Below are 18159 nucleotides of genomic sequence, written 5' to 3'. Positions count from 1 at the left end.
TGCGTGGTTGACGGCCCAAGCCCGGGACACCAGGCTTGGGCCGTCAATGATCACGATCGGCGGAGGGCGGGCAGATGGGCAAGGGCGACGCGGTGGTGGTGGGCGGCGGGCTCGCGGGCACGCTGGCGGCCGGTGCGCTCATCGGCCACGTCGACACGGTCACCCTGGTGGAGCGCGATCGCTACCCGGAGCAGCCCGTCTTCCGCAAGGGCGTGCCCCAGGGCCGCCATCTGCATGTCTTCCTCAGCGGCGGGCGGCGCGCCCTGGAAGAGCTGTTACCCGGGCTGAACGGTGAACTGGAGGCGGCCGGCGCACACCGTCTGGAGGCGCCGCGCGATGTGATCACCAAGGCCCCCAACGGCTGGCAGCGCCGCTTCCACGAGGGCAGACACGCCACCACCAGCTGCACCCGGGCGCTGTTCGACGCCACCGTACGGACGCGGGTGCTGGCCGAGGCCGAGGGGTCCGGGACCCGGGTGGAGGTGCTCCAGGGCACCGAGGCCGTCGGGCTGCTCGGCGACGCGGACCGGGTCACCGGCGTACGGGTGCGGAGCCGGGACGCCGGGCGCGCCGAGCGGGAGCTGTCCGCCGATCTGGTCGTGGACGCCTCGGGGCGCGGCTCGCGCGCTCCCAAGTGGCTGGCCGAACTGGGCGCCCCGGCACCGCGCGAGGAGGTCGTGGACGCCGGGATCGGCTACTGCACCCAGATGTTCCGGCCCGCCGAACCGCTGGACATGGTGATGGTCATCCAGCCGCGCCCGGACCTTCCGCGCGGTGCGGCATGGTCCCCGGTCGAGGGCGGCCACTGGCTGCTGACGCTGTCGGGGGTGCGCGGTCAGCATCCGCCGACCGAGAGCTCGCAGGTGCCGGGCTTCGTCAAGTCCCTGGGCGAACCGGCGCTGTACGAACATCTGCTGACCTGTGAACCGGTCTCCCCGCCGTACGGCTTCCGCGACACCTCCAACCGCCGCCGCCACTACGACGCCCCGGGCGGCGTGCCCGAGGGCTTCCTCGCGGTCTCGGACGCCGCCTGCACCTTCAACCCGATCTACGGCCAGGGCATGGCGGTGGCCGCCCTCAGCGGGCTGGCCCTGCGCCGCTGCCTGGCCGAGGGGGGTCTGCGGCCCGGCTTCGCGGCCACGGCGCAGCGCGCGGTGGCCCGGGCGGGCGACACCGCCTGGCTGACCGCCGTGGGCGCGGACCGCCCGTACGCCACGGACGCGGACGCCACCCCGCCGGGAGCGGCCGAGCGGCTGCGGAGCTGGTACTTCGGGCGGCTGGCGGACCGGGCGGCGATCGACCGGGCGGTCGGCGCGGCGTTCCGTGATGTCATCTATCTGGCGGCGGGCCCGTCCCGTCTGCTGTCCCCCGGGGTCGCCCTGCGGACCGTGCTGCTGCCGCGGGCCCGGGGGCTGACGGACCCGCCGATGCGCGTGGAGGGCTGACCTCCGGTCGGGCGGGAGCCCCGGACCCCCGTCCCATGGGCTCCTCCCCCGCCCCGGCCCGGCACATCAGGTCGGCGCCGATGGCCGTACTGCCGAGCACCGGCGCGCCGTTCAGCATGGGGCTGCCGCGAGGCCGAGGGTGTCGGACGGCGCCTCGCCCCCCGTTCCGACCCGCGTCGGCACGCTCTCCCCCGTCCTACGACCTCCCCGCTCCATGCGCGTTGTGAGCGGAACACTCGCACGACCGCACGTAACACGCAAGACTCTGCGCAGCATCCGCAGCGAAACAGCGCGGAATGCGCAGACTGATAATGTTGCTCAGGGCTGCGCGGAGTCGCGCAGGGTTACGGAAGGATGGGGGCCGCCATGAGTCAGGAGACCGGGGCGGAAGAGCGCAGGCGGCTGCGCGCGGTGGACCGCCGGGAACTGATCGCGCGAATGATCCAGACCGATGGCACGGTCGTCGTCGAGGAGCTGGCCCGCTCGCTGGAGGTGACTCCCTCCACCATCCGCCGGGATCTGGCGCTCCTCACCGAACAGGGCGCCATCGCCCGCACCTACGGCGGCGCGATGAGCGCGGGTCACACCGCCGAGCCCACTCTCGGGCAGCGCAGCGGGCTCGCGGTCGCCGAGAAGGACCGCATCGGGCGCTGGGCGGCCGCGCGGATCGGGCCGGGCGACACCGTGATCCTCGACGCCGGCACCACCACCGGTCGGCTCGCCCACCATCTGCGCGCCCGTACCGATCTGACCGTGATCACCAGCGGGCTCACCGCGCTGCGCGAACTGGCCGAGGCGGACGGCGTGGAGGTGATCACTCTCGCCGGGACCCTGCGCCATGTCAGCCAGGGCTTCGTCGGACCGCTCGCCGAGCTGACCCTGTCCCGGCTGACCGCGGACAAGGTCTTCCTGGGAGCCGACGGGCTGGACGCCCGGCTGGGGATCTGCGAGGCGAGTCTGCACCAGACCGCGCTCAAGGAGATGATGGCCGACCGCGGCAGGGAGGTGTACGTCCTCGCCGACAGCAGCAAGCTGGGCGAGTCCCCGTTCACCGCCTGGGCCCCGCTGGACCGGCCGTGGACGCTGGTCACCGACAGCGGCGCCACCGATGACCAGCTCGGCCCCTTCCGGGCGCTGCCCGACACGGAGGTCATCACGGTGTGACGCCGCGTCGGACACCGGGCGCGCGGGATGCCCGCTGCCCGGTGTCCGACGCCCCGGGTCAGTCCCGGAAGGTGCGCGCCCCGAGGGCCGCCGCCCCGGCGAGGCCGAAGTCGCCCTCGACCTCGGCCTTCTCGGCGGCGTTCGGGTAGGCGTTGGTGCACGACGTACCGGCGCTGGCGCCGGACATCAGGCTGGAGCAGGGGCCGGGCTTTCGGTCGGGCAGGCCCAGGATGTGGCCCAGCTCGTGCGACGAGATCCGCACGGTGTTGTGGCCCTCGTCGACCGCCTGGCGACCGAAGTAGATCGTGCCGCTGCCGAGGCCGGTGGACGCGGTGCGCGGCCATCCGTCGTCCGCGATGATGCGCACGTTGGCCCGCTGACCGGATGTGGCCGGCTTCAGCTGGACGTTGACCACGCTCTCGTTCCAGACCGCCGCGCCCTTGGTCACGGCGTCCTTGAACTCGGCCGCCCCGCTGGCGTCGTAGGTCACCACCCGCGCGGCCGCGGTGTGCTCCGCCGGGGCGGCGGAGGCGGGAGCGGCCACGGCCTGTCCGGCCGTCAGGGCGAGCACCGCGGTCACCGCGGCGGGTAAGGCGCGTACGAACGTGCTGGATCTCACGATCGGCCTCCTCGTGGGGAAAGGATGGACGGAGTGGGCATGAGCATGGCATGCCGTCCGGCTCATCGGCCACCGTGCCCACCCACCCTGTCGCATCCGGCCGGTTGTCCACAGGCGGTCACCGCGAGTACCTCCCCACACCCTAGAATCACCGGATGGCTCTCCCCGACACCGGCCCCGACATGAGCGACGCACCAGGCCCCGAGACGAGCGCCGCGCTCGACGTCCTGCACCGCGTCTTCGGTTACGACGCGTTCCGGGGAGGGCAGCAGGAGATCATCGACCATGTGGTGGCCGGTGGTGACGCGCTCGTCCTCATGCCGACCGGCGGTGGCAAATCGCTGTGCTACCAGATCCCGGCGCTGGTCCGGAAGGGCGTCGGCGTCGTCATCTCCCCGCTGATCGCGCTGATGCAGGACCAGGTCGACGCCCTGCGGAACCTCGGGGTCCGGGCCGGGTTCCTCAACTCCACCCAGGACCTGGACGAGCGGCGGCTGGTCGAGGCCGAGTTCCTCGCGGGCGAGCTGGATCTGCTCTATCTCGCACCGGAGCGGCTGCGGGTCGAGTCCACGCTGCGGCTGCTGGACCGGGGCACGGTCTCGCTGTTCGCCATCGACGAGGCGCACTGTGTGGCCCAGTGGGGGCACGACTTCCGGCCCGACTATCTGGCCCTGTCCGAGCTGCATGAGCGCTGGCCCACCGTGCCCCGGATCGCGCTGACCGCCACCGCCACCGAGGCCACCCACTCCGAGATCGCGTCCCGGCTGAAGCTCCAGGACGCGCTGCACTTCGTGGCCAGCTTCGACCGCCCGAACATCCAGTACCGGATCGCCCCCAAGAACGAGCCCAAGAAGCAGCTGCTGGAGCTGTTGCGCACCGAGCACCCGGGCGACGCGGGGATCGTCTACTGCCTGTCCCGCGCCTCGGTGGAGAAGACGGCCGAGTTCCTGGTCGCCCAGGGCATCGACGCGGTGCCGTACCACGCGGGGCTGGACGCGCGGATCCGCGCCGAGCACCAGGCGCGCTTCCTGCGCGAGGACGGTCTGGTCGTGGTGGCCACGATCGCGTTCGGCATGGGCATCGACAAGCCCGATGTGCGGTTCGTGGCCCATCTGGACCTGCCCAAGTCCGTCGAGGGCTACTACCAGGAGACCGGCCGCGCCGGGCGGGACGGGCTGCCCTCCACCGCATGGCTGGCGTACGGGCTCCAGGACGTCGTCCAGCAGCGGAAGATGATCGACACCTCCGAGGGCGACGACACCCATCGGCGGCGCCTGGGCGCCCATCTCGACGCGATGCTGGCACTGTGCGAGACGGTGGAGTGCCGCCGGGTGGGGCTGCTGGCCTACTTCGGCCAGGAGTCCACCCCCTGCGGCAACTGCGACACCTGCCTCACACCGCCGGAAGTCCGGGACGGCACCGTCCCCGCGCAGAAGCTGCTGTCCACGGTGGTGCGGCTCAAGCGGGAGCGCAACCAGAAGTTCGGCGCCGGCCAGATCATCGACATCCTGCTCGGCAAGAAGACCGCCAAGGTCATCCAGTTCGACCATGACGCCCTGTCGGTGTTCGGCATCGGCACGGAGCTGCGCGAGGCCGAATGGCGCGGCGCGGTACGGCAGTTGCTGGCCCAGGGGCTGCTCGGGGTCGAGGGGGACTACGGCACGCTGGTGCTCACCGACGCGAGCGCGGAGGTGCTGAACGGGCGGCACGAGGTCAGGCTGCGGCGCGAACCGGAGAAGGTCTCGCGGGCCGCGAAGGGGAAGACGGGCGCCTCGGGGAAGGCCAAGAAGGCCCCGGTGGATCTGGCGGAGGAGGCCGTGCCGGTCTTCGAGCGGCTGCGCGCCTGGCGGGCTGCGACCGCGAAGGAGCAGGGTGTCCCCGCGTATGTGGTCTTCCACGACGCCACCCTGCGCGAGATCGCGACGAGTCTCCCGGCCACGCTGGATGAGCTCGGCACGGTGAACGGGGTCGGCGAGAACAAGCTGGTGAAGTACGGACAGGGGATTCTGGACACCCTGGCGTCCTGAGGCCATATACACACGTCCATACGCCCACGCCCGGCTCCGCCCGACGTACGCCGAACCCCCCGCTTCCGGAAGCCGGAAGCGGGGGGTTCGGCAGGTCGGCCGTACGCAATGGCGCCTAGAGCTCCTGGATGCGGATGTCGCGGTACGAGATCACATCGTCGGTGCTGTGGACCTGGAGACCGATGTACCCGGAGGAGTACCGGCGGCCGTCCGTGCCGGGGTCGTCCGAGCGCGGCGGGGTGAACTCCTGGCCGCCGGTGTTGTCGAACTCATTGAGCAGCACACCGTTGCGGTAGATCGAGTAGTGCTGGCCGATCACCCGGATCTCATAGTCGTTCCAGCTGCCCTTGGGGGTGACCCCGGCGCCGCTGAGCCCGACCCGGTCGAAACCGTAGATCGATCCGGTCTTGTACATATCGCCGTCGGGACGGTCGAGAATCTGCACCTCGTGCCCGTATTTGATGGCGACCCACTCCGGACGGGACTCCTCGGGGTGGTCGTGCACATAGGGGAAGCGCACGAAGACACCGCCGTTGGCATTGCCCGTCCCGGGTGCGTCATCCCGGAACTGGAGCTTCAGCGAGAAGTCGTCGTACGTCCGCTGCGGGAACCACAGCATGCCCATGCCCTCGACCGAGGTGTCGCTGGTCATGCTGCCGTCGTCATTGAGACCGAAGGCCCCGCCGCCCACGTGCTGCCACTTGTCGAAGGACTTCTTGGTGCCGTCGAACAGCGGGCGGTAGCCCTCGTCCTGACCGGGCTTGCCGATCCCGGACTGCTTGGCCGCCTTGTTGATCGCCCGGTATTCGCGCTGGTCGATGACGCCGTCGCCGAGCAGCTTGTCGGTGACGGAGGTGACGTGCTTGAGGAACAGGGCGTGGGAGGACCAGTCCTTCTCGTCCTCGATCAGCTCATTGATGGTGCAGCGGCTGCGGGTGATGCGGTTGGGGACGCCGGTGTCCACCGTGCCGACGATCACCGTGAGGCGCTCGTCCCACTCGGGACACGCGGGTGCGGGCACTCCGCCGCCCTCGGCCACGCTGAACGCGATCTGCTGGGCCTCGGAGGTGTTGCCCGCCTTGTCGGTGGCGCGGTACGCGACGGTGTGGCGGCCCACCCGGTCCACCACCACGGGGGTGGTGTAGGCGAGATACGGACCGCTGTCCAGGGAGTACTCGACCTTCTCCACCCCGGAGTCGTCATCCGCCGCGGTGAGCGCGACCTTGGCGCTGCCCACATAGGCACCGTCGGAGTTCTTCGTACCGTCGACCTTCGCGGAGACCACCGGGGGCATGGTGTCCTCGGCCGGCGGGGCCACCACGGTGAAGTCCACCGACTTCACCTCGGACACATTGCCCGCCTTGTCCGCCGCCCGGTAGCGGACGGTGTGCGCGCCCGCGTCATGGACCATCACCGGACCGGTGTAGGGCTGGAACTCCCCGTCGCCCAGGGCGTAGTCGATCCGGTTGACCCCGGAGCCGGTGTCCGAGGCGGTGACGGTCACGGTGGCCATGCCGATGTAGGCGCCGGACGGGTCCTTCTCACCGGAGACGGTGGCCGAGGTCTCGGGCGGTGTGGTGTCGTCCGTCGGCGGCGCCACCACGGTGAAGTCCACCGACTTCACCTCCGATACGTTTCCGGCCTTGTCCACGGCCCGGTAGCGGATGGTGTGCGCGCCCACCTGGTGGACCATCACCGGGGCGGTGTACGGCTGGAACGCCCCGTCCCCTTCCGCGAACTCGATCCGGTCCACGCCCGAGCCCTCGTCGGTGGCGGACACGGTGACGGTGGCCATCCCGATGTAGGCGCCGTCCGCGTTCTTCTCGCCCTCGACCTTGGCCGACGCGTCGGGCGCGGTGGTGTCCTCGCCACCGCCGCCGTCGGTGACCACCAGGATCCCCTGCATCTGGCCGTGGCCGGGGATGGTGCAGTGGTAGCGGTAGCGGCCGGGGCTGAGGGTGACCTCGGCGGTGTGCTTGCCGCCGCTGTCGTCCGAGGGGTTGGCCAGGATGTTCAGCGGGACGTCGTTGTTGTACTCGGGGTCGGAGACATCGAAGGTCAGGGTGTGCGGCATCCCCATCGTGTTGCCGGTGGCCGTGCTGTTCTCGAAGACGATGGTGGTTTTCCCGGCTACCGCGGTGGTGGGCGCCGAGGCGTACTTGGTGATGTCGTCACCCGCGGTCCAGGTGAGGACCTGCTCCGCGGCCTGCCGGGTGTTGTCCTGCCCGCCCGCCGCCGTCGCCGTGGCCGAGCTCAGTCCGAGGATCATGAGCAGCGCGGCGAAGAGGGGCATCCAGGGTCTGATGGGTTTCTGGCGCCTTCGTTTCACGGTCACTCCGCCTTCCTGACCAGGTCCTTGGCGAGCGGAGTGGGCTCGCCGCCGGTGTAGGTGATGTGCCACAGCGCCGACTTGGAGTCGGAGGTGAAGAAGCCGCGCCCGTAGTCGAGGACGTAGAGCGAGCCGTCCGGGGCGAACTTCCAGTCCATGAGGTTGCGGATGCCGTCGGCGCCCACCGGGATGATCTTCTTCAGGGATTCGGCGTGCACCGGCAGCCCGCCCTTGCCGACCGTCTTCGGGTCGGTCACCACCGCGTGGCGCGGCTGGTCGGCGTCGTAGAAGTCGCCGACGAACCACTTGCCGTCCCAGTAGGCGGGCCACTTGGTGGTGGAGTCGCTGTCGGCGTCAAAGCGGTAGACCGGGCCGTTCATGGTGGCCTGACCGCCGCCCTTGAGCCAGGGCAGCAGGAACTTGGCCTCCGACGCCTTGTAGCTGGGGATGCCGTTGGCGTCCCGCGGATAGTCGGGGGCACCGCCCTGCGGCGAGTACCAGATGGTGTTCCCGGTGATGGGCGGCAGGTTCACCAGACCGTTGTTGTTGGGCGACTCGTTCTTGGGGTGGTCGCAGTCGTACCAGCCCAGGGGCTTGCCGGGATCGGGCAGATTGCGGTCCCGGTAGGGCTGCTTGTTGCCCATGCAGAACGGCCAGCCGTGGTTGCCCGCCTTGGTGATGGCGGCGAAGGTGTCGTACTTGGCCGGGCCCCAGGTGGTGCTGGGCTCGCCCGCGTCGGGGCCGACCCAGCCCGCGTAGAGGATGTCGGTCTTCTGGTCCACGAAGATCCGGGCCGGGTTGCGCACACCCATCACATAGATCTCGCCACGGGTCTTGCCACCGCCCTCGTCGGGCTCCTTTCCGGTGAAGAGATTGCCCTCGGGGAGGGTGTAGGTGCCGTCGTCCTCGGGGTGGATGCGCAGGATCTTGCCGTTGAGGTTGTTGGTGTTGCCCGCGGTGCGGCGGGCGTCGGCGAAGGAGACGCCCTTGTAGTTCGGCTCCGGGTTGTTACCGGAGTAGCCGTCGCTGAACTGCGAGGAGTTGTTGTCCCCGGTGGCGATGTAGAGATTGCCCTTGGAGTCCCAGCTCATCCCGCCGCCCGCGTGGCAGCAGCTGTGGATCTGGACCGGCCAGGAGAGCAGGACCTTCTCCGAGGCCAGGTCCAGCTTGTCGGTCTTCAGGTCCAGGGTGAACCGGGAGACGCGGCGCTCGGCCATCTGGGTGTCCCGGTTGATCCGGGAGTGCGGGGTGTAGTGGAGATACACCCAGCCGTTGTCGAGGAAGTCCGGGTCCAGCTCGATGCCGAGCAGCCCCTCCTCGACCTTGATCAGCTCATCGCCGCCGCCCTTGTTGCCGAAGACGGTCAGGGCGCCCGCGAGCGTCACCTTGCCGGTGGCCGGGTCGTAGACATGGATCTGGCCCTGGCCCTTGCCGATCTCCGGGTCGTTCCAGTCGGTGACCACCGGCGCGCTGTTGTCACCGCCGCCGCGGCCGATGTAGAGCACCCGGCCGTCCTTGGCGACGACGAGGCCGTGCGGCTCGCCGATCTGGTCGGACTGGCCGGGCTGGTTGGGCTTGGTGACGCGCTCGGCCTTGTAGTTCGCGTTGATGGTGGCCTTGCAGTCGGCGCTGGAGAGACGGGTGGTCCACAGCAGCGCGCCCCGCAGATGGGCCCGGAAGTCGGTCTCCTGGAAGGTGGCGACCGTACCGCCCATTCCGGTGTAGAAGGAGCGGCCGCCGTCGTAGTCACGGCACCAGGAGATCGGGTGGTCCCAGCCGTTGGCGCCGGTGCCCGGCTGATAGCTGGACTCACGGACCCGGGCCACCGTGTGCACCGCGCCGGAGGGGTTGTCCTTCCAGTTCAGCCAGGTGTCCGTGCGCTTCCACTCCAGCGGCAGCTCCTTGGTGGCCGGGTGGACGCGGTCGCCCACCTCCACCACGGCCCGCTGGGCTGTGGCCGGGTTCGTGGCGGCCGGGCGGGCGCCGATCAGCCCGGAATACCAGTCGGAGTACGGCTCGTTGCGGGCCGCGTCATGGATGCCGAGGAAGCCGCCGCCCGCCTCCATGTACGACTCGAGCCCCGCCTCCTGCTCGGGGTCGAGCACATCCCCGCCGCCGGTCAGGAAGACCACGGCGTTGTACTTGCCCAGCTTGGCCTTGGTGAAGACCGAGGCGTCGGCGGTGGCGTCGACGGTGAACCGGGTCGCCGCGGGGCCCTGGTTGCCGATCCGCTCGATGGCCTCGATGCCCGCGTTCACGGTGGCCGGCTCGTCCCCCGCCGAGCCGTGGAACACCAGGACCCGGACATTGTCACCGCCGGGCGGCGACGGCAGCGTGAGTGGCGCACGATCCTCGGGCCGGGCGCTGGCGGGGGTCCCGCCCAGCAGGGCCGCGGTGAGGGCGCCGAAGAGCAGTGCCGCCACCCCCGCGCGTCTCTTTCGCAGCCGACCGGCTGTCAGCCCTCTTCTCTTCGAGGGCATTTGATACGGCATGTCCCGCATTGGTCACCCATCCCTCTCACGTACCGGAAGCACCGCGAAGGAAGCTAGACGGCTTTTCGCGAGTCGCCAATAGCTATGACCGCAACTCAACGAACTTTGTCCTGAGTGTGGATGAACGAGGATCGCCCGGCTACCGTGAGAGCACCCCGGGGCATCTGCGCATCGTCAATGGCAGGGGATCCACAGCTATTTGGGAGAACGATGAGCGACGCACCCGCCTTCACATCCAGACGCGGTCTCAGCAGACGGCTCTTCACCGGCGGCGCGGCCGCCGCGGCCGTAGGACCGCTGGCCCTCACCACCTCCGCCGCCGCGAAGGCGCCGGCAGCCCAACGTGGCGCCGTCCGGACGGCGACCGCCGGCGGGACCGTCCGCCATCTCAAGCTCTACGCCGAGAAGCTGCCGGACGGCCAGATGGGCTACGGGCTCGAAAAGGGCAAGGCCAGCATCCCCGGTCCGCTGATCGAGCTGACCGAGGGCGACACCCTGCACATCGAGTTCGAGAACACCATGGACGTCACGGCCAGCCTCCATGTGCACGGCCTGGACTACGACGTCGCCAGCGACGGCACCGAGCTCAACCGCAGCGCGGTGGAGCCGGGCGGCACCCGCACCTACACCTGGCGCACCCACGCCCCGGGCAAGCGCGCCGACGGCACCTGGCGGCCGGGCAGCGCGGGCTACTGGCACTACCACGACCACGCGGTGGGCACCCCGCACGGCACCGGCGGGCTCCGCAAGGGGCTGTACGGCCCGGTGGTGGTGCGGCGGGCGGGCGACATCCTGCCGGACAAGCAGTTCACGATCGTCTTCAACGACATGACGATCAACAACAAGGCGGGCCATGACGCCCCCGAGTTCCGGGCGACCGTGGGCGACCGCGTCGAGATCATCATGATCACCCACGGCGAGTACTACCACACCTTCCATATGCACGGACACCGCTGGGCGGACAACCGCACCGGGCTGCTGGAAGGCCCGGACGATGTGAGCCGGGTCATCGACAACAAGATCACCGGGCCCGCCGACTCCTTCGGCTTCCAGGTGATCGCCGGGGAGAACGTCGGCGCGGGCGCCTGGATGTATCACTGCCATGTCCAGAGCCACTCCGATATGGGCATGGCCGGGCTGTTCCTGGTCGCCAAGTCCGACGGCACCATCCCCGGCTACGACCCGCACCCGATGTCCGCGCACCACTGAAGATCAGCCGCCGGTACGGAAACGACGGGGCGGGCCACCGGCCCGCCCCGTCGCCGTGTCGCCCGGTCAGGCGGTGTGCAGCCGCAGGCCGTACACCGACAGGATCTCGTTGACCGGCTGGTACCAGGTCTCGCCGCCGCTGGAGCAGTTGCCCCAGCCGCCGGAGGTCACGCCCTGGGCCTGGTCACCGCTGATGAACGAGCCGCCGGAGTCACCGCCCTCGGCGCATACGCTGGTCTTGGTCATCTGGTGCACGGCGCCCTGGCTGTAGTTCACCGTCTCGTTCTTGGCCAGCACCGTGCCGCAGTGCCAGTGGGTGGTGGAGCCGGAACGGCAGATGGAGGCGCCGATCGGGGCCTCGGCGGAGCCGCGGACCAGCTGGTCGGGCACGGTGCCCCAGCCGAGCACCACCGGCACGGTCCACCAGCCGCTGCCGACGCTGACATAGGCGTAGTCGTTGCCGGGGAAGGAGGAGCCCTGGAAGTTGCCGATGTACGAACCGTCCCAGCCGCTGACGGAGCCCCCCGCCTGGCCGCAGTGCCCGGCGGTGACGAAGCCGCCCTGGACCGAGAAGCCTATGGAGCAGCGGACGTTGCCGGTGTAGTACGGGTCGCCGCCGACCGTTCCGGCGGCGAAGGTGGTCGGCGCCTGGGCGGGCGCCTTCTCCACGGTGACCGGGACCGAGGACGAGCGGTCGGCCTCGCGGAGGAACGCGCGCACGGCGGCGTCGCCCTCGTGCCCCGCACGGACCCGGACCACGACGGCACCGGCCCGGGGGTCGGTGCTCCAACTGCTCACCCCGGCCGGGGCGGCCTTCTTCCGGGACCGCTCGTCCAGGCGCGCCTTGGCCGCGTCGAGCGCGTCGGCGCTGTGCTCGACGATCCGGGTGGTGGCGCCCGTGGCCCGTACCGATGCGGCCCGCTCGGCGCTGGTGACGCCGACGACCAGCTTTCCGCTGCCCGCGTCGTACCACGAGCCGCCGTAGGAGGTGCCCGCGGCGCGCTTGGCCTTGGGCTCCAGCTTCATGGCGGCGGCTTCCTGGCCCAGCCGCTCGCGCGCCTGGTCCGCGGTCAGGCCGAGGTCCCGGCCGAGTGCGCGGACGAGGCCGGCGGACGGCGCCGACGCGGCGGCGGGCTTGGCCGCCGGGGTGTCGGCGCCGGATGCCGCGGCGGCGGTGGAGAAGGCCCCGCCGGCGCCCGAGAGGGCACCGAGGACGAGGAGTGCGGACAGTCCGGCACGGACAACGGGCTTCCGTCTCATGGAAGTTCCCCTTCTGCTCAGCTGGTGAGAGCGCTTTCACGTGTCGATCGCGCAGAGCCTAGCGAGCCAGGGGGGAAAGTCCAGACCAAGATGGTGATCGGTCACACTCGGGCACGACGCCGCGGCGGACTCAAGGGGCTTCGTCCGGATTCCAGTTGAGCAGGCGCACCTGGGCGACGGTGCGGACATGGCGGCGCATGGCCGCGGCGGCGGCCTTGGGGCGGCGCTCGGCGATGGCGTCCAGGATGCGCTGGTGCTGGGCGAGGGAACGCCTGGGACGGCCGGGCTGGTGCAGCGACTCCTCGCGGCTCTCGGCGATCTGGTCGGCGATCGAGCGCATGAACTCGGCGAGCAGCGGGCTGTGCGCGGCCGCGGTGACGGCGGCGTGGAAGCGGCGGTCGCCCTCGATGCCGTAGCGCCCGCCCTCGATCTCGTCCTCCATCCAGTCCAGGGCCTGCTGGAGGGCCATGAGGTCGTCATCGGTGCGGCGCTCGGCGGCGAGCTCGGCCAGCTTGGTCTCCAACGCCTCGCGGGCGTCGAGCACATCGGGCAGCCGACGGCGGCGCTCCACCAGCCGCTCGACGGGCTCGGTGTCGAGGCTGTCGCGCAGCAGGCACATACCGCCGCCCTGGCGCACCTCGACCAGCCCCTGCACCTCGAGGACGACGATGGCCTGTTTGACGGAGGCGCGGCTGATCCCGAGCCGCTGGGCCAGCTCGCGCTCGGTCGGCAGCCGGTCGCCCGCGCGCAGCCCGCCCTCCTCCACATAGGCGCGCAGCCGCTCCAGCACCTGCTCGTACAGGCGCTGACGGTTCATCGGGCGCAGCGCGTCCCCGGCCATACGAGCTCCCCCCATCGCGGTTTGTGATGGCCCCGATTCGCAGCGTAGCACCGGGTGGATGGATGGCGCGGCGGTCTTGCGGCCCTGTGGAGCACTGGCCAATTGGCTGAGCCAATCTGCCACCGATGTCTTGACTGCCGAACCGTCCGGCCCTCAACGTGGCTGAGCCAGCAGGCCACTTGGCCCGACCGTCCCCGGTGCGCCGACCGGGTCCCAGTGACGGGAGCGCTCGATGTCCGACGAATTGATCTCGATACTCGTGCTGGTGGTGGTCTTCGTCATCGCCACCACCCGGTCGATCAACATGGGCGCCCTGTCCTTCGCCGCCGCCTTCGGCGTGGGCGAGCTGGTCGCCGACTTCAGCGCGGACCACATCTTCGCCGGGTTCCCGGGCGATCTGTTCGTGGTGCTGGTGGGGGTGACGTACCTCTTCGCCCTCGCCCGGGCCAACGGCACCACCGACTGGCTGGTGCACGCCTCGATCCGGCTGGTGGGCGGGCGGGTCGCGCTGATCCCATGGGTGATGTTCGCGATCAGCGGGGTGCTGACCGCGATCGGGGCGGTGAGCCCGGCGGCGGTCGCGATCGTCGCGCCTCTCGCGCTCTCCTTCGCCGCGCGCTACCACATCAGCCCGCTGCTGATGGGTGCCATGGTGGTGCACGGCGCCCAGGGCGGCGGCTTCTCCCCGATCAGCATCTACGGATCGATCGTCAACGGCATCGTGGACCGGGAGAAGCTCCCCGGCAATGAGGTCACGCTGTTCCTCGCGAGCCTGGTGGTCAACCTCGTCATCGCCGCCGTCGTCTTCGTCGTCTGCGGCGGGCTGAAGCTCCCCAGGACCGCCGTCGCCGCCGGGGAGATCCGGCAGGACAAGAGGGACGGGAAGGAAGGCGAGGACGGCGAGGTGGGGGCGGCGGTGGACGCGCCGGCCGACGCGGAGAGCCGTCTCACCCCAGCCCGTATCGCCACACTGGCCGCGCTGGTGGCGCTGGTGGTCGCGGTGCTCGCCTTCGACCTGGACGCCGGGCTCACCTCGATCACACTCGCCGTGGCCCTCAGCGTCTTCTGGCCGGACCACGGCAAGAAGGCCGTGAACGAGGTCACCTGGCCCACCGTGCTGCTGATCTGCGGTGTGCTCACCTATGTCGGGGTGCTGGACGAGATGGGCACCATCGACTACGCGGGCAAGGCGGTCAGCGACATCGGGATTCCGCTGCTCGCCGCGCTGCTGCTCTGCTACATCGGCGGGATCGTCTCCGCCTTCGCCTCCTCGGTGGGCATCATGGGCGCCCTGATCCCGCTCGCCGTTCCCTTCCTGGCCCAGGGCGACATCGGCGCGGTGGGGATGATCGCGGCCCTCGCGGTGTCGGCGACCGTCGTCGACGTCAGCCCCTTCTCGACCAACGGGGCGCTGGTGCTGGCCAACGCGCCGGATGTGGACCGGGACCGGTTCTTCCGGCAGCTGATGGTCTACGGCGGGATCATGGTGGTGGCGGTCCCCCCGGTCGTCTGGCTGACGATGGTGGTCCCCGGCCTCGGCTGACCGGACCGACGGGGAACCGGCCGCGCGGCCCAGGGGGAACCGGCCGCGCGGCCGAGGGCGAATCGGCCCGGTGGGCGGACCGTAAGAGGCGGACCGGAAGAGGCGGACCGCAAGAGGCGGACCGCAAGAGGCGGACCGGGAAGTCGTACCAGGACAGCCGGTCCCGGAAGCGCGGACCGCCGTTCAGCCGGGTGGCAGCGGAAGCCAGTGGGATTCGCCGGGGGCGACGGTCAGCGAGCGGTCGGGGAGCCGCACCTCGATCGGGCGCTCCTCCGAGTCCGGCACGCTGATCCACAGCCTCCCGGCCCGCACCCGCAGGGCGACGCCCCAGTGGCCGCGATAGCGCATCGAGAAGCGGTACTCCGAGAGCCCGGACGGCTCGGGGAGCGGCACCGGGTCCAGCCACAGGGCGTCCTCACGGGTCTCGAGACCGGTCAGACCGCGCTGCACCAGATCGAGGGTGCCGCCCATGGCGCCGAGGTGGATGCCCTCGCCGGTGGTGCCGCCCTGGACGTCCGCCACATCGCCGAGCAGCGCCTCCTGGCAGTGCCGCCACGCCTCGGCCCGGCGCGCCCGCGCCAGCACCCAGCCGTGCACCAGCTCGCTGAGGGTCGAGCCGTGGCTGGTCCGGGCGAGGTAGTACTCCACGGTGGCGCGCCAGATGTCGTCGTCCAGGGCGTATCCGAGCCGCCGGAAGAGGGCCGACAGTTCGGCGGGGCCGAAGAGATAGCCGAGCATCAGCGCGTCGGCCTGTTTGGAGACCTGGTAGCGGTTGACGGAGTCGCCCTCGGACTCCAGGATCCGGTCCATCCGCCGGATGTCGCCGTAGCGGGCGCGATAGCCGTCCCAGTCGAGTTCGGCCAGCTCCCCGTAGCCCTCGAACTGGCTGATGACGCCCCGGTGGAAGGGGACCAGCAGCCGCCGTGAGACGTCCTCCCAGCGCTCCGGCTCCGCGCGGTCCAGGCCCACCCGCTCGAACAGCTCGCGGCGGCGCGGCTCGGGCAGGGTGCGGGCCAGCTCCAGGGCCCGGTCGAGCACCCAGGCGGCGGTGACGTTGGTGTACGCGTTGTCGTCGATCCCGGGGCGGTCGGCGCCGGGGTAGCCGTCGTGATACTCGTCGGGCCCGACCACCCCGCGGATGCGGTACCGCCCGCCGTCCGGGTCAGGTACGGCGGTGTCGGCCCAGAAGCGGGCGATCTGGAGCAGCATCTCCGCGCCCTTGGTGTGCAGGAAGTCGGTGTCGCCGCTGGCCTGGCAGTACTGCCACACGTTGTACGCCACCGCCGAGCCCACATGGTGCTGGAGCCGGGAGTGGTCCGGCAGCCAGCGGCCGGAGCGCGGGTTCAGATGCAGCGTCTGGGTCTCCTCGCGCCCGTCGCTGCCGCTCTGCCACGGGTACATCGCCCCGGCCCGCCCGGCGTCCTCGGCGGCGCGGCACGCCTGGCGCAGCCGCCGGTGGCGGTAGTGCAGCAGGGCCCGGGACACCTCGGGGAAGTGGAGGTTCAGATACGGCAGCACGAACAGCTCGTCCCAGAAGACATGTCCGCGGTACGCCTCGCCGTGCAGGCCGCGGGCCGGGACGCCCACGTCCAGCTCCGCGGTGTGCGGGGAGAGCGTCTGAAGGATGTGGAACAGGTGCAGCCGCAGGATGTGGCCCGCCTCGCCGGGGACCTCCAACGCCGCCTCGCGCCACAGGTGTTCCCATGCGGTGCGGTGGGAGGCGAGCAGCTTGCCGAACCCCGGCGCCCGGCCCACCCCGTCGAGCGCGGCCTGGACCGGATCGCTGATCGCGGGGTCCTTGGAGGTGTAGAGCGCCACGGTCTTCTCGACGGTGACCGGGGCGTCCGGCGCGACCGGCACGGCCAGGGTGCGCATCGCCGCGCTGTGGGTCAGCCGCTGCCCGGTGCCGCTGGGCTCGCCGCGGACGGCCCGGGTGCACGCGGCCATGGCCACGCGCACCTCGGAGGTGGTGGTGCGGCAGCTGAGCCAGACGGTGTCGGGGCCCGCGGCGCCGGTGCGATGGTCGATGAGATGGCGGCCGGCCAGCGCGTCGTAGCGGGCCACACCGGTGTTGGCCACGGCGCCGTCGAGCCCCGACTCCAGCTCGACGGTGCCGGACCAGCCCTCGGCCCGGAAGGTGGTCCGCACCGCCGCCAGATGAGGGTCCCCCATGTGGACGAGGCGCTGCTGCTCGACGTGCAGCACCCGGCCGTGCCCGTCGGTGTAGCGCGGCCGCCGCATGAGGATGCCGTGCCGGAGGTCGAGGGTCTGCCGGTAGCCGGTCAGCTCGTCCCCGTCGGGGGTGAGCCAGCCGCCGGGGCCGGGAGGCCGGTCCGGGTCGCGGACGCGGTAGCGCAGCGGCAGCCAGTTCGGCAGGTTGACCATGTCCTCGTTCTCGACCCGGCGTCCGCCGGCCACCGAGGTCAGCCGGTTGTAGCAGCCCGCCACATAGGTGCCCGGGTAGTGCGTCTCATCGGCGGCCGCCTCGGGGGCCGCGCCCCGGGTGGCGAAGTAGCCGTTGCCGAGTGTGCACAGCGACTCCCGCAACCGCTCCTCGCCGGGCTCATAGCCCTCGTACTCCCACGCCCAGTCCGACACGGCCGCTCACCGGCTCTCCTCCCTCGACTCCCCCATTGTCGTCCGGGCCCGAGGTCTTCACCGGCTGCGCCGCGCCCGCGCGCGGCGGACCGCTCAGCAGATCTTGTAGTCGGCCCGGCTGTTGTTGTACGAGCAGGTGTCGACCGTGGAGCCGCCGCTCTTGCGGAGGGTGGCCTTGTCGCGGTCGTTGTTCCAGACGTACGCCCGGCGGTCCTGGTACTTGGTGGCCGAGGTGTCGGAGCCGGAGCCGGTCCGGACGGTCACGGTCTTGCCCGCGCCGAGGGTGTAGGCGGGGAAGGTGTACTTGTGGTTGCTCGCGTCGACGAGGACCCAGCCCTTGAGGCCGACCCCGCGCGAGGTGGAGTTCTTGATCTGGACGTATTCGCCGTTGAGGCTGGAGTTGCTCCGGTTGTCGGTACCGGGAGAGTCGTAGTAGATCTTGGAAAGGTGTACGGAGCCCGCGGCTCCGGCGGGCGTGGCCGGGTACAGCAGGGCTATCGCGCAGCCGGCGGCGAGCGCCGCGCCGATACGGGCGGTGTGTACGGACATGAGGTCCCCCCATCGCGTGGTACGTGGTAACGCAGGACGGACGGGCGGCCGCGCCCGAAGATGGTTTGGAGTCAGCGAGCTGA

12 protein-coding genes are annotated in these 18159 nt (G+C 71.0%); 5 read left to right on the top strand and 7 right to left on the bottom strand.

Translation table 11 applies throughout. The features are described from left to right. Nucleotides 1–74 precede the first annotated feature (74 nt). Both AB0E24_RS32480 and AB0E24_RS32475 read left to right on the top strand, forming a co-directional pair. A complete protein-coding gene (locus tag AB0E24_RS32480; protein ID WP_347233889.1) occupies nt 75–1445 on the top strand; it encodes an NAD(P)/FAD-dependent oxidoreductase in 1371 nt (456 codons plus the stop codon). A gap of 366 nt (nt 1446–1811) precedes the next feature. Further along, entirely contained in the window at nt 1812–2609 is a 798-nt protein-coding gene (locus AB0E24_RS32475; protein WP_231981180.1) for a DeoR/GlpR family DNA-binding transcription regulator, read from the top strand. A gap of 58 nt (nt 2610–2667) precedes the next feature. Here the strand turns inward: AB0E24_RS32475 and AB0E24_RS32470 are convergent, their stop codons facing one another. Then, nucleotides 2668–3228 (bottom strand): snapalysin family zinc-dependent metalloprotease, encoded by a 561-nt coding sequence (locus AB0E24_RS32470; RefSeq protein ID WP_069860354.1) that lies wholly within the window; start codon nt 3226–3228, stop codon nt 2668–2670. Nucleotides 3229–3383: 155 nt separating this feature from the next. On the opposite strand from AB0E24_RS32470, the gene recQ reads away from it, so the two are divergent. Then, nucleotides 3384–5255, top strand: a complete 1872-nt coding sequence (gene recQ / locus AB0E24_RS32465; RefSeq protein WP_093701518.1) for a DNA helicase RecQ — start codon at nt 3384–3386, stop codon at nt 5253–5255. A 115-nt stretch (nt 5256–5370) separates the two neighbouring features. On the opposite strand, the gene AB0E24_RS32460 is transcribed toward recQ, so the two are convergent. Continuing rightward, nucleotides 5371–7548 (bottom strand): OmpL47-type beta-barrel domain-containing protein, encoded by a 2178-nt coding sequence (locus AB0E24_RS32460; protein WP_069860352.1) that lies wholly within the window; start codon nt 7546–7548, stop codon nt 5371–5373. Between the two features lie 38 nt (nt 7549–7586). Next, complete coding sequence (locus tag AB0E24_RS32455) at nt 7587–10085, bottom strand: ThuA domain-containing protein (protein WP_371350591.1); 2499 nt, start codon at nt 10083–10085, stop codon at nt 7587–7589. A gap of 201 nt (nt 10086–10286) precedes the next feature. Between AB0E24_RS32455 and AB0E24_RS32450 the strand changes: the two genes are divergently transcribed. After that, nucleotides 10287–11285 (top strand): multicopper oxidase domain-containing protein, encoded by a 999-nt coding sequence (locus AB0E24_RS32450; RefSeq protein WP_069860351.1) that lies wholly within the window; start codon nt 10287–10289, stop codon nt 11283–11285. A 66-nt stretch (nt 11286–11351) separates the two neighbouring features. On the opposite strand, the gene AB0E24_RS32445 is transcribed toward AB0E24_RS32450, so the two are convergent. After that, complete coding sequence (locus AB0E24_RS32445; protein WP_232637713.1) at nt 11352–12545, bottom strand: S1 family peptidase; 1194 nt, start codon at nt 12543–12545, stop codon at nt 11352–11354. A 130-nt stretch (nt 12546–12675) separates the two neighbouring features. Further along, nucleotides 12676–13386 carry a FadR/GntR family transcriptional regulator gene (locus tag AB0E24_RS32440; protein ID WP_069860349.1) on the bottom strand — a complete coding sequence of 237 codons (711 nt, stop codon included), beginning with the start codon at nt 13384–13386 and terminating at the stop codon, nt 12676–12678. 232 nt (nt 13387–13618) lie between these two features. On the opposite strand from AB0E24_RS32440, the gene AB0E24_RS32435 reads away from it, so the two are divergent. Continuing rightward, nucleotides 13619–14929, top strand: a complete 1311-nt coding sequence (locus AB0E24_RS32435) for an SLC13 family permease (protein ID WP_359382358.1) — start codon at nt 13619–13621, stop codon at nt 14927–14929. Between the two features lie 183 nt (nt 14930–15112). On the opposite strand, the gene AB0E24_RS32430 is transcribed toward AB0E24_RS32435, so the two are convergent. Then, on the bottom strand, nt 15113–17527 hold the full coding sequence (locus AB0E24_RS32430) for a glycoside hydrolase family 65 protein (RefSeq protein ID WP_359382355.1): 2415 nt from the start codon (nt 17525–17527) through the stop codon (nt 15113–15115). Nucleotides 17528–17620: 93 nt separating this feature from the next. Further along, complete coding sequence (locus AB0E24_RS32425) at nt 17621–18076, bottom strand: lamin tail domain-containing protein (RefSeq protein WP_079259892.1); 456 nt, start codon at nt 18074–18076, stop codon at nt 17621–17623. Nucleotides 18077–18159: the final 83 nt, after the last annotated feature.

It is taken from the genome of Streptomyces malaysiensis subsp. malaysiensis, from assembly GCF_040653035.1.
Taxonomy (GTDB): Bacteria; Actinomycetota; Actinomycetes; order Streptomycetales; family Streptomycetaceae; genus Streptomyces; species Streptomyces malaysiensis.
The sequence above is the reverse complement of the archived record's forward strand: the minus strand, read 5'-3'. Positions and strand labels throughout refer to the sequence as shown.

What these genes read in the sequence shown, in the direction of transcription:
- recQ (WP_093701518.1), top strand. Translation starts at nt 3,384, where the DNA reads ATGGCTCTCCCCGACACCGGCCCCGACATGAGCGACGCACCAGGCCCC.
- AB0E24_RS32450 (WP_069860351.1), top strand. Translation starts at nt 10,287, where the DNA reads ATGAGCGACGCACCCGCCTTCACATCCAGACGCGGTCTCAGCAGACGG.
- AB0E24_RS32425 (WP_079259892.1), bottom strand. Translation starts at nt 18,076, where the DNA reads ATGTCCGTACACACCGCCCGTATCGGCGCGGCGCTCGCCGCCGGCTGC.
- AB0E24_RS32455 (WP_371350591.1), bottom strand. Translation starts at nt 10,085, where the DNA reads ATGCGGGACATGCCGTATCAAATGCCCTCGAAGAGAAGAGGGCTGACA.
- AB0E24_RS32435 (WP_359382358.1), top strand. Translation starts at nt 13,619, where the DNA reads ATGTCCGACGAATTGATCTCGATACTCGTGCTGGTGGTGGTCTTCGTC.
- AB0E24_RS32475 (WP_231981180.1), top strand. Translation starts at nt 1,812, where the DNA reads ATGAGTCAGGAGACCGGGGCGGAAGAGCGCAGGCGGCTGCGCGCGGTG.
- AB0E24_RS32445 (WP_232637713.1), bottom strand. Translation starts at nt 12,545, where the DNA reads ATGAGACGGAAGCCCGTTGTCCGTGCCGGACTGTCCGCACTCCTCGTC.
- AB0E24_RS32460 (WP_069860352.1), bottom strand. Translation starts at nt 7,548, where the DNA reads ATGCCCCTCTTCGCCGCGCTGCTCATGATCCTCGGACTGAGCTCGGCC.
- AB0E24_RS32440 (WP_069860349.1), bottom strand. Translation starts at nt 13,386, where the DNA reads ATGGCCGGGGACGCGCTGCGCCCGATGAACCGTCAGCGCCTGTACGAG.
- AB0E24_RS32480 (WP_347233889.1), top strand. Translation starts at nt 75, where the DNA reads ATGGGCAAGGGCGACGCGGTGGTGGTGGGCGGCGGGCTCGCGGGCACG.